The organism is Flavobacterium seoulense (genome assembly GCF_000695795.1).
Lineage (GTDB): Bacteria > Bacteroidota > Bacteroidia > Flavobacteriales > Flavobacteriaceae > Flavobacterium > Flavobacterium seoulense.
In genome coordinates this window covers 1-16,292 of record NZ_JNCA01000025.1, presented here as the reverse complement: position 1 = coordinate 16,292, position 16,292 = coordinate 1, and the positions used below count along the sequence as shown (strand labels likewise).

Annotated in this window: 14 protein-coding genes; 2 read left to right on the top strand and 12 right to left on the bottom strand. The window is 34.2% G+C overall.

Features of this window, described 5'->3' with window-relative positions; translation table 11 throughout:
* Window positions 1-33: 33 nt before the first annotated feature.
* Window positions 34-435, top strand: a complete 402-nt coding sequence (locus FEM21_RS12980) for an energy transducer TonB (protein WP_051627597.1) — start codon at window positions 34-36, stop codon at window positions 433-435.
* 64 nt (window positions 436-499) lie between these two features.
* Here the strand turns inward: FEM21_RS12980 and FEM21_RS12975 are convergent, their stop codons facing one another.
* The 12 genes from FEM21_RS12975 to FEM21_RS12920 all read right to left on the bottom strand — a co-directional run bounded on the left by FEM21_RS12975 (window position 500) and on the right by FEM21_RS12920 (window position 15,135).
* Window positions 500-1,594: a DUF6563 family protein gene (locus tag FEM21_RS12975; protein WP_035661050.1), complete on the bottom strand. Its 1,095-nt coding sequence runs from the start codon at window positions 1,592-1,594 to the stop codon at window positions 500-502.
* Window positions 1,595-1,655: 61 nt separating this feature from the next.
* Complete coding sequence (gene metF / locus FEM21_RS12970) at window positions 1,656-2,609, bottom strand: methylenetetrahydrofolate reductase [NAD(P)H] (RefSeq protein ID WP_035661103.1); 954 nt, start codon at window positions 2,607-2,609, stop codon at window positions 1,656-1,658.
* 83 nt (window positions 2,610-2,692) lie between these two features.
* Entirely contained in the window at window positions 2,693-5,374 is a 2,682-nt protein-coding gene (metH, locus tag FEM21_RS12965) for a methionine synthase (RefSeq protein ID WP_081824703.1), read from the bottom strand.
* Between the two features lie 151 nt (window positions 5,375-5,525).
* Window positions 5,526-5,882, bottom strand: coding sequence for a lysozyme inhibitor LprI family protein (locus FEM21_RS12960; protein ID WP_035661049.1), 357 nt, complete (start codon window positions 5,880-5,882; stop codon window positions 5,526-5,528).
* Window positions 5,883-5,904: 22 nt separating this feature from the next.
* Window positions 5,905-6,906, bottom strand: a complete 1,002-nt coding sequence (locus FEM21_RS12955) for a homocysteine S-methyltransferase family protein (protein ID WP_035661047.1) — start codon at window positions 6,904-6,906, stop codon at window positions 5,905-5,907.
* Window positions 6,907-7,263: 357 nt separating this feature from the next.
* Window positions 7,264-8,316: an NAD(P)/FAD-dependent oxidoreductase gene (locus FEM21_RS12950; RefSeq protein ID WP_035661045.1), complete on the bottom strand. Its 1,053-nt coding sequence runs from the start codon at window positions 8,314-8,316 to the stop codon at window positions 7,264-7,266.
* 106 nt (window positions 8,317-8,422) lie between these two features.
* Window positions 8,423-9,046 carry a precorrin-2 dehydrogenase/sirohydrochlorin ferrochelatase family protein gene (locus FEM21_RS12945; protein WP_051627595.1) on the bottom strand — a complete coding sequence of 208 codons (624 nt, stop codon included), beginning with the start codon at window positions 9,044-9,046 and terminating at the stop codon, window positions 8,423-8,425.
* Window positions 9,047-9,055: 9 nt separating this feature from the next.
* Window positions 9,056-11,146, bottom strand: a complete 2,091-nt coding sequence (locus FEM21_RS12940) for a HEPN domain-containing protein (RefSeq protein WP_035661043.1) — start codon at window positions 11,144-11,146, stop codon at window positions 9,056-9,058.
* Window positions 11,147-11,227: 81 nt separating this feature from the next.
* Complete coding sequence (locus FEM21_RS12935) at window positions 11,228-12,472, bottom strand: sulfate adenylyltransferase subunit 1 (protein WP_035661040.1); 1,245 nt, start codon at window positions 12,470-12,472, stop codon at window positions 11,228-11,230.
* 100 nt (window positions 12,473-12,572) lie between these two features.
* Window positions 12,573-13,472, bottom strand: coding sequence for a sulfate adenylyltransferase subunit CysD (gene cysD, locus FEM21_RS12930; RefSeq protein WP_035661038.1), 900 nt, complete (start codon window positions 13,470-13,472; stop codon window positions 12,573-12,575).
* A gap of 56 nt (window positions 13,473-13,528) precedes the next feature.
* Window positions 13,529-14,230 carry a phosphoadenylyl-sulfate reductase gene (locus FEM21_RS12925; protein WP_035661035.1) on the bottom strand — a complete coding sequence of 234 codons (702 nt, stop codon included), beginning with the start codon at window positions 14,228-14,230 and terminating at the stop codon, window positions 13,529-13,531.
* A gap of 14 nt (window positions 14,231-14,244) precedes the next feature.
* A complete protein-coding gene (locus FEM21_RS12920; RefSeq protein WP_035661031.1) occupies window positions 14,245-15,135 on the bottom strand; it encodes a sulfite exporter TauE/SafE family protein in 891 nt (296 codons plus the stop codon).
* A gap of 282 nt (window positions 15,136-15,417) precedes the next feature.
* Here FEM21_RS12920 and FEM21_RS12915 point away from each other — a divergent pair, with 282 nt between their 5' ends.
* The gene (locus FEM21_RS12915; RefSeq protein ID WP_035661030.1) at window positions 15,418-16,200 is read left to right on the top strand and encodes a sulfite exporter TauE/SafE family protein; all 783 of its coding nucleotides are present in this window, start codon (window positions 15,418-15,420) and stop codon (window positions 16,198-16,200) included.
* The last annotated feature ends 92 nt before the right edge of the window (window positions 16,201-16,292 follow it).

Sequence of the window (16,292 nt, the reverse complement as noted above, 5' to 3'; positions counted from 1 at the left end):
AAAAAAATCAACCTTTTTAAAAACCTCTTAAAAATGAAAAACTTTTTATTACTTGCAGTTTTGTTCTTTTCAATACAATTAGGCTACGGACAAGAAAAAACAATACACCCCAATCAGAATTCTCTTTATAGTTCAGCTGGAATAGAAGTAAAACCAGATTTCCCAGGAGGAATCAAAGAGTTTCATAAATACATTGCAAAAAATTACATAACCCCTCGTGAAGCAAAAGAAATAAAAGGAAAAATATATGTAACTTTTATTGTTGAAATAGATGGAAGCCTAACCGACATAAAAGTGTTAAGAGATTTAGGCTTTGGTACTAGCGAAGAGGCTATTCGGGTTTTAAAACTATCTCCAAAATGGATTCCGGGCCAACAAAAAGGAATGCAAGTTAGAAGTCTTTTTACTTTACCGATCTCAATTAATGGTTTTTAAAAAGTTGGTTTTATAAATTAAACAAAAAAAGCATCGTTTCAGTAGAGACGATGCTTTTTTTGTTTTATAAAGATTTAGTCTCTTTATAATATTTAGTCAAGATATTTTTTATATCAGAATTAGTTTTATCACTTTTCTTATACTCTTTTAAAAGTTCCGGATAACGTCCTAACATAATTTTTATTTCACTTTTAGATAAAAAAGAAGGCTGTCCAGTATTACAATCTATTAACATTGGCACAGAAGTATCAGAAGTTGCAATTAATGCTCCAACTAATCCAAACATTGCTGCCATAGCATTCGCATTGGCTTGATTATAAACAACATTTTCAATAAAATATTTATCTGCAATAATTTCCGTTTTAGCATAATATTTTGAGTTTGCATATTTTGAAACGTTAATATAAAATACGTCACCATCACTGAATCCATAATAATTCAACTCTTTCTCATTAGACTTTTTATTTATCAAATAAAACTTATCATTTTTATTAGAAATTTCAAAGTTATTATCACTTATAGGTTTATCATTAAAAACATCTGAATAAGATAAATAGACTCCCTTTTTGGGAACACTAAAAGTCTTTTCATTCACTGTAGTAATTAAAGCTGAATCATAAACTATATTCGTTTTGTCTTTTTCGCTTGTTTTAACATAGTCATTAAGACATTGTTGAATAACTGATTTTAATCTTTCATCATGCTTGTTAGTAACATCCACACCATTACTTTCTGTAGAAGCAGTATAGGTTCCAACTACATAACTCACTCCATTTTTTATTTCTATTACATCAATCACTACTGTAGCGTAACCCGTTTCTGAAAAAGCACGAGTAAGTTCTGAAACATATAAATCGTTTATCCTTACAACTATTGCAGGTTTATTATCTTTCTTAGGGCAAATTACAGCAAAATAACTTAAAAATTCCTCTGGCAAAGAAGTTTCAAAATCGGCTAAAACTTTTCTGTTAAACGCTCCTTTTTGAACTGTTCCTATATTATGTTTAAATTGACGTCCATCGATTACATTCTCTACAGAAAAAGCATAATCTAAAGCAACATCTTTTTTATCTTTTAAAGATATTTTATGTAAATCATCAGTTTGCGAAAACACCAAAGTTGTAAATACAACAAATAACAATGTTAATTTTAGCTTCATATTTATAAATTTTAAAGACTTTATAATTTTAACAAAACTTCAACATAATACTATTAAAGTTCTAAAACAACTGACTTGCTATTTGATGGATATTATCTGATTTTCCCATCGAATAATAATGCAAACAAGGCACCCCAAATTCCATCAACTCCTTAGATTGCTGAACAGCAAATTCTACTCCTATCTGACGAACTGCTGCATTATCCTTAGCATTTTCAATTTCATTAATTAAACTTTCCGGCATATCTAACCAAAAAACCTGTGGTAATAACTGTAAATGACGTTTCACAGCGACTGGTTTAATCCCAGGAATAATTGGCACTGTAATTCCAATTGCTCGGGCGGCTTCTACAAACTTGAAATAACGCTGATTATCAAAAAACATTTGGGTTACAATATAATCTGCCCCAGCATCTACTTTTTCTTTTAATCGTTTCAAATCGGCTTCAAGACTTGGAGCTTCAATATGTTTTTCAGGATATCCAGCTACACCTACACAAAAATCAGGCGCATTCGTTATTGGTAATTCACCATGTAAAAACTTACCAGAATTCATAGCCTTGATCTGTCTAACCAAATCTACAGCATAAGTATTTCCACCTTTCATTGGCTCGAAATATTTTTCACCTTTCATAGGATCACCACGAAGTGCTACTAAATTTTCAATTCCTAAATAATGACAATCCACCAATAAGTATTCGGTTTCTTCTTTAGTAAATCCGCCACACAATACATGCGGAATAGCATCTACTCCGTATTTATGCTGAATAGAAGCGCAAATCCCAACTGTACCCGGACGCATACGTGTAATGCGACGGTCAAAAAGCCCATCTTTTTCAATATACACATACTCTTCTCTCGAAGTAGTTACATCTATAAATGGCGGCTTAAAATCCATCAAAGGATCTATATTTTCATACAAGTCTTTAATATTACTCCCTTTTTGAGGCGGAACAATTTCGAAGGAAAACAATGGTTTTCCTTTTGCGTTTTCTATATGCTGTGTTACTTTCATCTTTGTTGTTTGTTGTTTATTGTTTGTTGTTTTTCGTTCTGGTTTAAAACCATACGACAAACCAACAACCATAAACTATCTTTTTAATCTGCTATGTTAGGTCCCAACCATTTCATTGCCAAATCAGTCGAAATACTTCTACGTTTGGCATAATCAATCACCTGATCTTCTTTTATTTTCCCTAATCCGAAATACCTACTTTCAGGATTTCCAAAATAATAACCTGATACCGAAGCCGCCGGCCACATTGCCATACTTTCAGTCAAAGTCACACCTATTTCCTTCTCAACATTCAGTAATTTCCAAATCGTTGGTTTTTCTAAATGATCAGGACAAGCCGGATAACCTGGCGCCGGACGAATTCCTTTATACGTTTCTTTAATCAATTCAGCATTCGATAATGATTCATCTGCTGCATAACCCCAAATTTCTTTACGAATTCTTTCATGCAAATATTCAGCGAAAGCTTCAGCAAAACGATCGGCTAAGGCTTTTACCATAATCGAATTATAATCATCCAAATCTTTTTCGAATTCAGCTGCCCATTCGTCAACACCAAAACCTGTTGTTACACAAAAAGCCCCCATATAATCCACTTTTCCGGATTCTTTTGGCGCAATAAAATCGGCAAGAGCAATATTTGGAGCTCCTTTAGTTTTCTGCGACTGCTGACGCAAAGTCAGGAACGTTTGCAACGGTTTTCCGTTTTCGTCTGTCAATTCAATGTCGTCATCATTGATTTGGTTAGCAGGGAAAATTCCGTAAATTCCTTTAGCTGAAAATTTCTTTTCTTTTAAAATTACTTCCAACATCGCCTGAGCATCTGCAAATACAGAAGTTGCCTGTTCACCAACAACCTCATCGGTCAAAATAGCCGGATATTTTCCGTACAATTCCCAAGTTTGAAAAAACGGAGTCCAGTCGATATAAGGGACTAAAACATCCAAATCTACTTCGACTACCTGCTCACCAATTACATTTGGTTTCACAGGAGTAAATTCGTTCCAGTCCAATTGCAATTTATTTTTACGGGCGTCTTCAATCGATAAGAAATTTTTATCTCTCGAACGATTTAAAAACGTTTCTCTAAAAGCATCGTATTCTTCACGAATACCGTTCATATAAGACTCTTTATTTTGATCTAATAAATTTCCAGCCACAGTTACAGCTCTTGACGCATCATTTACGTGAATTGCTGTAGCACGATATTGCGGCGCAATTTTCACAGCAGTATGTGCACGCGAAGTGGTTGCCCCACCAATCATTACTGGAATTTGCATGTCTCGCTTATCTAATTCTTTGGCTAAAAATACCATTTCATCCAGCGAAGGTGTAATTAAACCGCTTAATCCAATAATATCTACATCATGTTCTATGGCAGCCGCAATAATTTTCTCAGGAGCAACCATTACCCCTAAATCGATAATCTCATAATTATTACAAGCCAATACTACCGAAACAATATTTTTTCCAATATCATGAACATCTCCTTTTACGGTTGCCATCAATATTTTTCCGTTACCTTCTTTGTCTCCAGCTTGTTTTGAAGCTTCAATAAATGGTAATAAATAAGCCACCGCTTTTTTCATTACACGTGCTGATTTTACTACCTGCGGCAAGAACATTTTCCCGCTACCAAATAAATCTCCTACTACATTCATTCCCGCCATCAAGTTGATTTCGATAACTTCGATAGGTTTTGTAGCTGCCAATCTTGCCTCCTCAACGTCTTCTTCGATAAACTGGTCAATTCCTTTTACTAAAGCATGTGTAATTCGTTCCTGAAAAGTTCCATTTCTCCATTCCTGAACCGCTTTTTCATTGGTTTTACCTTCTCCTTTTACGCTTTCGGCAAAATCCAGTAAACGCTCCGTTGCATCGTCTCTTCTATCTAAAATTACATCTTCAACATATTCTAATAAATCCTTTGGGATATCATCATAAATGGTTAACATTTCCGGGTTTACAATACCCATTGTCATTCCCTCTTTAATTGCATGATACAGGAAAACCGAATGCATCGCCTCTCTTACTACATCATTTCCACGGAAAGAGAAAGAAACGTTACTCACCCCACCACTAATATGTGCGTGCGGTAAATTTTCACGAACCCATTTCGTTCCTCTAAAGAAATCCAAGGCATTTAATCGGTGCTCTTCCATTCCGGTTGCAACCGGGAAAATATTCAAATCGAAAATAATATCCTGCGGAGGAAAACCAACTTTATTAACCAAAATATCATACGAACGCTGGCAAATTTCGACTCTTCGGTCATAATTATCGGCCTGTCCTACTTCATCAAAAGCCATTACGATAGCCGCAGCTCCGTAACGTTTGATTAGTTTAGCATGATGAATAAATTGTTCTTCACCTTCTTTTAACGAAATCGAATTTACCACACATTTTCCCTGAACCACTTTCAATCCAGCTTCGATAATATGCCATTTCGAACTATCAATCATAATAGGCACACGGGCAATATCCGGTTCGGCAGCAATCAAATTCAGGAATTTTACCATAGCATACTCACCATCAAGCATTCCCTCATCCATATTAATATCGATGATTTGCGCTCCTCCTTCTACCTGCTCTTTAGCAATACTAAGCGCTTCATCGTATTTCTCCTCTTTAATCAATCGAAGAAATTTTCTGGAACCTGTAACATTCGTACGCTCCCCAACGTTTACAAAAACGCTTTCGGGCGTAATAATCAAAGGTTCTAATCCCGATAAAACTAAATTCCTTCTTGCTTCTACTTCTGCCATTTTCTTTTAAGTTACTGAGTTTCTAAGTTGCTTAGATACTGAGTTATTTTTTATTTATTTAGTTCCTGCGAGGTTTCTAAAAACCTTGTAGGTCTATTTTCTAAAGATTTTATTTTGAAAATGCTTTTTAAGATTTCCCTCTTAAAAAACATTATCTTGAACTTCTTTCTTTCAAACTCGCCTTCAAATCATTTACTCTCTTTGTAGTTTGCTGACTCAAACAAGTTGCTATAATTAATGGCTGAATACTTCCGCCATCATATTGTTGTGATTCAAATTTACAATGTGAGTCTCTAAATTTCAACCAATCTTTTTGAGCAGTAATTAATAATTTCTTATCTTCTTTACTCAAAATTTTCATCAATTTCTGATATACTTTATTCAATTCAGCATCTGCTTTTTGATACTCTTTTTGAGCTTTTGCATTCATTTCCATCTGCGTTTGTGCCATCAAACCCGAACAAGAAAAAAACATACAAACGGAAACTAAAAAAATAAACTTTCTCATATTATTGATATTTATTTAACGACTATAAACTAGCCGTCGATACTCTCGGTTTATATTCTGCTGCGGCCTCAGCAATCAATCGGATGTGATCCGGAGTTGTACCGCAACAACCACCAATAATATTTACTAAATTATCTTCTAAATATTCACGAATTAAAGCCTGAGTTTGCGCTGGCGTTTCATCGTATTCTCCAAAAGCATTAGGCAATCCTGCATTAGGATGCGCCGAAACATTAAATGATGTATTGTGTGATAATGTTTGTAAATAAGGTTTCAACAAATCGGCACCCAAAGCACAATTGAAACCTACACTCAACAACGGAATATGAGATACTGAAATCAGGAATGCTTCTACCGTTTGTCCCGAAAGTGTTCTTCCTGAAGCATCAGTAATAGTTCCCGAAACCATGATAGGAATATCAATATTGCGTTCGTCTTTTACTTCTTCTATAGCAAAAAGTGCTGCTTTTGCATTCAACGTATCAAAAATTGTTTCTACTAAAAGTAAATCACATCCTCCATCCATTAAAGCTTCTACCTGCTCCTTGTAAGCAATGCGTAAATCATCAAAAGTTACGGCTCTGTATCCCGGATCATTCACATCAGGTGACATACTCGCTGTACGGTTTGTTGGCCCAATTGAACCCGCCACAAAACGAGGTTTTTCCGGATTTTTGGCTGTAAATTCATCGGCTACCTGACGGGCAATTTTTGCCGACTCATAGTTCAATTCGTATACCAAATCTTCCATATGATAATCGGCCATACCAATTGTCGTTCCTGAGAACGTATTGGTTTCTACAATATCAGCACCAGCGTCAAAATAAGCAGCATGCACTTCGGCAATGGCTTTAGGTTGGGTCAGTGACAACAAATCGTTATTTCCTTTTAGCGAATGTGGAAAATCCTTGAAACGTTCGCCTCTAAAATCTTCTTCCGAAAAATTATAGCGTTGCAACATGGTTCCCATTGCTCCATCGAGAACGAGTATTCTTTTTTTGATTTCTTCTTGAATGCTTGGCATAACTTATTTTTTTGCCGCTAAGGCACTAAGGCACTAAGCTTTTGTTTTTATATTTTTCCAAAAAAATCACTATTCAAAGCTCTTTAGCCCTGATGGCAGCGGTTATCCTATTGCATTTGCGCTAAGCAAATGCAATAGATAGTAGCGAACAGCAGGAAACCATATTAACTGAAAATCCCTGTGTTTTGCTCCTATTTATTTTTATAATTTGGAAATGCAAAGTAAAGCAATAGCCTTACCACTTGCAAGTGTTTTTTTAAAGTTGCTAAGCAACTAAGTCGCTAAGTTTCTAAGAAAAAAAAGGTTCTGAATTTCAAACTTAGAAACTCAGAACCTTAGAAACTTAATAACTTTATTTTAGTTAATTGCTTTTACAACCGCTTTTGGCGCTTCTTTACGAGTTCCGTCAAATCCATCAACTCCAGAAACAGTAGTATATTTCAATACATATTTTTTACCTGGATTAATGATTTGGTAAGCAGATTGACACATTAAAGTCGCCTCGTGGAATCCACAAAGGATTAACTTTAATTTACCTGGATACGTATTAATATCTCCGATAGCGAAGATTCCAGGAATATTAGTTTGGTAATCTAAAGCGTTATTTACTTTGATTGCATTTTTCTCGATTTCTAATCCCCAGTCTCCGATAGGTCCTAATTTAGGCGTTAATCCGAAAAGTGGAATAAAGAAATCACAAGGAATGTTACGGTGCGCTCCGTTTTCGTCTAAATCAATAGATTCTACATGCTCAGCTCCATTAACACCTACTACTTCAGCAGGAGTAATTAAGTGAATTTTTCCAGCATTTTTTAATTCCTGTACTTTTTCTACTGAGTCTAAAGCACCACGGAATTCGTTACGACGGTGAACTAAAGTTACTTCTGAAGCAACATCAGCCAAGAAGATACTCCAGTCTAATGCTGAATCTCCTCCTCCGGCAATAACTACTCTTTTATTTCTAAAGTCTTCCGGGTTTTTGATAAAGTATTTTACTCCTTTGTTTTCGTAAAACTCGATATCCTCAATTAAAGGCTTTCTAGGTTCAAAACTTCCTAATCCACCAGCAATAGCAATTACTTTAGCATGAAATTCAGTTCCTTCGTTAGAAGTTACAATAAAACTACCGTCTTCTTGTTTAACAATTGTTTCAGCACGCTCTCCTAATGTAAAACCTGGTTCAAATTGTTTAATTTGCTCCATCAATCCATGTACTAAATCTCCAGCTAATACTTCTGGAAAACCTGGAATATCATAAATTGGTTTTTTAGGATATAATTCTGAAAGCTGACCTCCTGGCTGCGGTAAAGCATCAAGGATATGACATTTTAATTTTAATAAACCTGCTTCAAAAACTGCAAATAAACCAGTTGGACCGGCTCCTATTATAAGGATATCTGTTTCTATCATTTTGTAATTTATTTATAATCATTCTTAATAATTGCAAAGAAACGAAAAAAATCAAAAGTATTACATGATTTCGGTCATCGTTTTTCTAACAATTACACTTTTCTATTTATTTTTTTAATGATTGAGTAATCTCATTCATTTTTTGAACCTTTTCTTCAAAATCTCCTTTAAGAGTATTTCGATAATCATTGAGGTTTTGAACCATTTGATTAATATCTTCCGGTATTACTTCCTCAAAAAACTCTCTCAAGCGTTTGGCTGTTGTAGGTGATTTCCCATTAGTCGAAATGGCAATCTTTACGTTTCCTTTTGTCACAATTCCTCCTAAATAATAATCGCATAAATCAGGTGTATCAGCAATATTGCATATCAAATATCTTTTTCGGGACAATTCGTATACGCGTTTATTTACTTTCAAATCATCTGTACAGGCTATTACCATATTACGCTTTTTCAGCATTTTTTTTCTGAATCTTTTTTTAGTCAATTTTACAGCAGGATGTTTTGCGGCTAATTCAACTAATTCATCAATAAAACGTGGCGCAACAACCTCAACTTTTGCATTAGGACTTGACTTGAGTAAAAAAGATAACTTTTCTAAACCTACATTTCCTCCGCCTACAATAAGCACACTTAGATTATGTAGTTTTAAAAATATTGGATACAATTCATTACGTTCCTGCGCTTCTGACTGTAAATCAATACTATTTGTGTTGTTATTTTCACTCATTTTTTATGCTTATGCTTTAGCTAAATCCTGCTCTCTGTATGCTTCTAATTTTTCGAAGAAAGTAATTGCTTCCTGAATGTATTGTTTAGCAAAAGCTTCAGAAGGCTCATTTTTATTGATTTGGTATACTAAATCTCTAAAAGAAGTTGCTAATTCAATTTTATTTCCTTCAACGAAAACTGTATCGAATGAATCAATGATTCCGGCATGAGTATTTGTTTTTTGCTTTTCAGCCAATAATAAAGCTTTTGCTCCGTTAACAAAACCTGCATACGCCTGATAAATAGAATCAGACCATTTTCCTTCTTCGAAAGATTCCTGAGCCACTATTAATTTGTCTTTAGCTTCATACAATAATGTAGCTACTAAATCGATAACAACACCAGCACATTCTCCTACACCTACCGCTTTTACATAGTTGTCAGCATTACCCCAGTCAACAAAATCAGCTTCGGTAAGATTAGTAACATCCGCAAGAGGTTTTAAGAATTCGTAGAAATATTTCTCTCCGTTTGCATCATAATAATCTAAAAATGTAGCTCCGTTAGCATTAGCTTCAAAATCATTTAAAATTAAACGTAAAGCTTCTGGTCCACGACGGCTAGGAATTTTGATAACTTTATCAGCAAAACGTCCTTTTCCATCTCCTAAATTTCCTCCACCTAACAATACTTGTAATGCTGGCGCTACTAATTTCCCTGAATTTATTGACATTCCCTGGAAACCAATTTCGGCCATATTATGTTGTCCACAAGCATTCATACAACCACTAATTTTGATTGTGATTTCTTTGTTGTTTGCAAATTGTGGAAACTCTGCTTTTAATACTCTTTCTAATTCATCAGCAATACCAGTACTACTTGCAATACCTAAGTTACAAGTATCTGTACCCGGACAAGCCGTAATATCACCAACAGTATCATAACCTAAATTAACCATATCTAATTTGGCTAATTCCTGATAGAAGAATGGTAAATTCTCTTCTTTAATATTACGGATTACAATGTTTTGACGTAATGAAAAACGCAATTCATTTGCTCCGTAGTTTTTGATTAAATCAGCTAATAACCTTGCTTTATCGATATAAAAATCTCCTAAAAGTACTTTTACCCCAATAGCTACATAACCCGCTTGTTTTTGAGCAATTACATTTGATTTTTTCCAGGCTTCATAAGCTGCAACATCTTCAATTGTAACTGTTGGTACTTCTAATAAAGGTTCAGTAATAGGTCCTTCAAAAGCAGTTGTATCTATTTCGTAAGAGTGAAAAGGCAATGCTTTTTTCTCTTCGTCAACTAAACGTAAAAATTCGTCACGACCTAAATCTTTGATTAAGAATTTCAAACGTGCTTTTAAACGTTTTGCTCTTTCCCCATGACGGTCAAAAACACGAATTACACCTTCGGCAGTTGGAATAATTTGGTTTACAGGAATAAATTCCGAAAGTAATTCAGCGTGAGAAGGCTGAGAACCTAATCCTCCACCTAACATTACTTTGAATCCTTTTTGTCCATTTACAATTTTAGGAATAAATCCTAAATCATGTAAATAACTCAAAGCCGTATCCTTATCAGATGAAGAGAATGAGATTTTAAATTTACGTCCCATTTCCTGACAAATTGGGTTACGCAACAAATATTGGAACAATGCGTGAGCATAAGGAGTTACATCAAATGGCTCATCAACATCAACTCCTGCTAATTCACTTCCTGTAATATTACGAACGGTATTTCCACAAGCTTCTCTTAAAGTGATATCATCTTTAGCCAAATCTGCCCAAAGTTCAGGAGTTCTGTCTAAACTCACATAGTGAATTTGAATATCCTGACGCGTAGTAATGTGCAAACGACCTGTAGAATATTTTTCTGAAACATCAGTTATTCTTCTTAATTGCTCACTGCTTACCTTTCCGTAAGGTAATTTAATACGAATCATTTGTACGCCTTCCTGACGCTGACCATAGATACCACGAGCTAAACGAAGACTACGAAAACGTTCGTCATCAATTTTACCTCCACGGAATGCGTGTATTTTTTTCTCTAAATCGATAATCTCTTTTTGGACAATCGGATTTTCTATTTCTGTTCTAAAACTTTCCATTTCTCTTGGCTTTGGGCTTTAAGCTTACAGCTTACAGCTTTTTTACTTTGTGTGTTGTGTGTTTGCTTTAGCGAAACAGGATTATCTAATAAATCCTACTCCTGCTGTTGTGTTTGTTGATGGATCAATTAAAATAAAAGCTCCATTTGATTTATTATCATCGTAAGCATCAAAATATAACGCTTTGCTTAATTTGATATTTACTTCACCAATTTCGTTAATCCCTAATTGAGTTGCCGGAGTTTCTCCTGAATAATCAGTTGCAATAACATTTTTAATGCTATCCACTTTTGCTAAAACTCTATTAGTATTGTGTTGCACTAAATATTTAGTTCCTGCTACTAATTTTTTGCTATCCATCCAGCAAACTGTAGTAGTAATCTCTTTTTCAACTTTAGGCAATTCATTCGATTTTACAATCATATCACCTCTGGTTACATTGATGTCATTTTCCAACTCAATTGTAATAGACGAACCTGCAACTGCTTCATCAAATTGTTTATCAAAGAAATGAATATTAGTTACTTTAGATTCTGTTAAAGAAGGTAAAACTGTAACAGCATCTCCTACCTTAATATTATTTCCGTATAATTTACCTGCATATCCTCTAAAATCGTGGTATTCTTCAGTTTTTGGACGAATTACTGTTTGAACAGGAAAACGAGCTTTTCCGTTATCATAAACATCTTTCGAATCTAATTCTTCTAAATGCTGAAGGATAGTTTGACCTGTGTACCAAGGCATTTTTCCTAAACTTTCCACCACATTGTCTCCAGTTAAAGCACTCAAAGGAATATAACTTACGTTTTGCTCTTTATAAGAACTTTTTGCATTCAATGCCTGAAAATCAGCTTTGATTTTATTGAAAACTTCCTCTGAATAATCAACTAAATCCATTTTGTTTACAGCAACAATCACATCTTTTACTCTCAATAAATTATTGATAAAAAAGTGACGGTATGTTTGCTCAATTACTCCTTTACGAGCATCAATCAAAATGATTGAAACTTGTGAAGTAGAAGCCCCAGTAACCATGTTACGGGTATATTCTACGTGACCAGGAGTATCAGCAATGATGTAACTTTTCTTAGCTGTAGAAAAATAAATGTGAGCCACATCAATAGTGATTCCTTGTTCTCTCTCTGCCACTAATCCGTCAGTAGCCAAAGAGAAATCTAAATAATCATATCCTTTTTGTTTACTGCTTTTTTCAATTGCTTCTAATTTATCTGTAGTAAGCGATTGTGTATCGTATAATAATCTTCCAATTAATGTACTCTTTCCGTCATCTACACTCCCCGCCGTTGCTATTTTTAAAACTTCCATTTTATATTTTGTTTCAGGTTTAAAATTTCAGGTTCTTTCGAAACTTAAATCTGTATGTTTTTTTGATTCTTCTAACTTCTGACTCTTAACTACTAACTTCTTAAAAGTATCCTTGTTGTTTTCTTTTCTCCATTGCAGCTTCCGAACGTTTATCGTCAATACGAGCTCCTCTTTCAGAAATTGTAGATTGTCTGATTTCGCCAACAACTTCTGCAATAGTTCCTGCATAAGACTCAACAGCAGCAGTACAACTCATATCTCCAACAGTTCTAAAACGAACTACTCTTTCTTCAATTTCCTCGTCTTCATCCTGATAAACAAATGGCGAGTGAGACCAAATCATTCCGTCTCTTACAAATACTTTACGAGTGTGAGAGAAGTAAATAGATGGAATTTCAATTTGCTCTTGTTCAATATAACTCCAAACATCTAATTCTGTCCAGTTTGAAATAGGAAACACACGTACGTTTTGTCCTAACTCAATTTTACCATTTAATAAATCAAATAATTCCGGACGTTGGTTTTTTTCATCCCATTGACCAAAATCATCACGAACAGAGAAAATACGTTCTTTAGCTCTAGCTTTTTCTTCATCACGACGTGCTCCACCAATACAAGCATCAAATTTAAATTCTTCAATAGCATCTAAAAGTGTTGTAGTTTGTAAACTGTTTCTACTTGCGTAACGACCAGTTTCTTCAACAACTTTCCCCTCATCAATAGCGTCTTGTACATTACGAACGATTAACTCTAATCCTAATTCTTTAACTAATTTATCTCTAAATTCGATAGTTTCAGGAAAGTTATGTCCTGTGTCTACGTGCAACAATGGAAAAGGAATCTTAGCCGGAAAAAAAGCTTTTTGTGCTAATCTCACTAAGGTAATTGAATCTTTTCCTCCTGAAAAAAGCAACACCGGCTTTTCAAATTGAGAAATAACTTCTCTAAAAATGTAAATCGCTTCGCTTTCTAAAGCATTTGTTTTTAAAACTGAACTCATTATTATTTGGTAATTTGTTTATTTATTAATTCGATAAAACATAAAAATTCTATCTTTTATTTTCCATGTAATCCACATTCTTTATGGCTTTGTTCCCAATACCATCTTCCTGCTCTAATATCTTCTCCTTCTACAATTGCTCTGGTACAAGGCGCACAACCAATACTTACAAATCCTTTTTTATGTAAACTGTTTTGTGGCACATTATTATCATCAATATATTTTTGAACATCTTCTAAAGTCCATTTTAATAATGGATTGAATTTTACGAGGTCAAAATTAGCATCATATTCAAACAAATGCAAATCGCTTCTGTTTTCTGATTGTTCTGCTCTTAAACCTGTTATCCAGATTTTATTTCCTGCCAATGCTTTTTTAAGCGGCACTACTTTTCGAATAAAACAACATTCTTTTCTGTTTTCAACCGACTCAAAAAAGCTATTTGGTCCTTTTTTCTCCAGCAATTCTTCAACTGCTTTAGCTTCCGGAAAATAAACTTTGATAAGTAATTTGTATTTTTTTTGTGTTCTATGAAAAACATCATAGGTTTCCTGAAAAAGACGCCCTGTATCAAGGGTGAAAATCGTGATCGGTGCTTCTGCTTTAGCAATCATTGCCGTAATCACCTGATCTTCTTGTCCAAAAGAAGTTGAAAAAACTACTTTATCCTTGTATTCATTTGCTAAAAAAGCAAAAGTCTCTTCAATAGATAAATCCTTAGTTTTTTCTAACAATGCTTGAACTATAGCTGTACTCATATTATATTTATAATTTAAAAATATTTTGAAAGTGTTTTCAAACTCAAAACAATAATTAAAATCCCTACAACAATCATCATAGGTTTTCTTTGAATTTTATTCACTAAATAAGCTGCAAGAGGAGCTGCAATCACACCTCCTAATATTAATCCTAATATCACCTGCCAACCTTGTATTCCTCCAAATAACATAAAGGTAATTCCACTGGCAAATGACACTGCAAATTCAGCTGCATTTACAGACCCAATAGTGTAACGAGGATTTCTTCCACGCCCTAATAAAGTTGATGTAACAATTGGTCCCCAACCGCCTCCGCCAACAGAATCCATAAAACCGCCAAAGATAGCTAGAATTCCTAATTTTTTCGTCTTCTTTTTAGTTATATTTTTTCTGGTTGCTTTAATAACGATAACAACCGCTAAAATCATCATATAAACTGCTATAAAAGGCTTTATTACATCGCCATCAATGACATCTGACAACAAATAAGCTCCAGTAATAGAACCAATAACTCCCGGAATTAAAAGATTCTTCAACAACTTTTTATTAATATTCCCAAATTTATGATGCGAAATTGCCGAGGCTCCTGTAGTAAACATCTCTGCAACATGTACTCCTGTACTGCTGATTGCCGGCGAAATTCCATAAGCCAATAAAAAAGAACTAGATGTCGCCCCATAACCCATTCCTAAAGTTCCATCTACTAATTGTGCAAAAACACCAATTGCAAAAAACACTACTAATTCCTGATCAAACCCCGACACAAAACCATCCCATGTAAACTCATCATAATGATTACAAACCAGCATCACTATTAACCCTATCAATAAAACTAATGGTACCACTACCAATAAACGACCATTCAAAGAGAAATTAAACTTAACTGCATTAGTGTTTTCTACCATATTTTTTAGATTTAAACCAACTGTAAATCTATTACCCTATCGGTTTACTAGATTACTCGGCAAATTTACCACATATTTACAGAATAAAAAAACAATATCTTGCTTTTTTACAGCTATCTAACTATCTAATACTATATATCCTAGAAAAAGATTACAATTAAAATTTTGTATTATAGACAAAATCAAACAGCATAACTTCTAATAAAAATAAAACCATTAAACTCTATTAATCCAATAGGATAATAATAAAATAGTTTCTATTTTTGCCAAAAATTTTAAAATATGGATTTTCAAATAGGACTGGTAATTGCTGGTTTGGTAGTAGGTTTTGTAGTTGGATTAACAGGTGTAGGCGGAGGCTCTTTAATGACTCCTATTTTATTATGGTTTGGCATCCCACCAACAACTGCTGTAGGAACTGATTTATTATATGCTGCATTTACAAAAATGGCAGGTGTATTTGTTCACAATAAAAAAAGTAACATCAACTGGAAAATTACAGGCTGGCTATCATTAGGAAGTCTTCCGGCAGCAGCTGTAACCTTATGGATACTTGATAATATTAAAACTGATATCACTACAATCAATGCTGTTATAAAAACCAGTTTGGGTTGGGCACTTCTTTTTACCTCAATAGCTATTTTATTCAAAAACAAAATTGCTAAATTTTCTAAGAAACATGCTGGTGATAAATTTCATAGTGAGAGTACGACTCAAAATATGCTTACAATAGGCATTGGAATTTTATTAGGCGCAACAGTAACCCTTACTTCAATTGGAGCAGGTGCATTAGGAACAGTAACTTTATTTTTCCTTTACCCTCTTTTACCAACTCCCCGATTAGTAGGAACTGAAATTGCTCACGCCGTTCCTTTAACCCTTGTTGCAGGAATAGGACATGCTTCTATGGGAAATTTAGATTACTCCTTATTAGGTCAATTGTTAATGGGATCACTTCCCGGAATCTTTGTAGGAAGTATGCTGAGCGGAAAAATTCCAGACCTGTACCTACGTAATGCCATAGCAATTATGTTATTCTTTGCAGGATATAAATTAATTTTCTAATCCAGAAATAATCATAAAAAAAGAGCTCATTTATTCGATAATAAATGAGCTCTTTTTTTATATCAAATAACCTTTAGAAAGCTATATCAGCA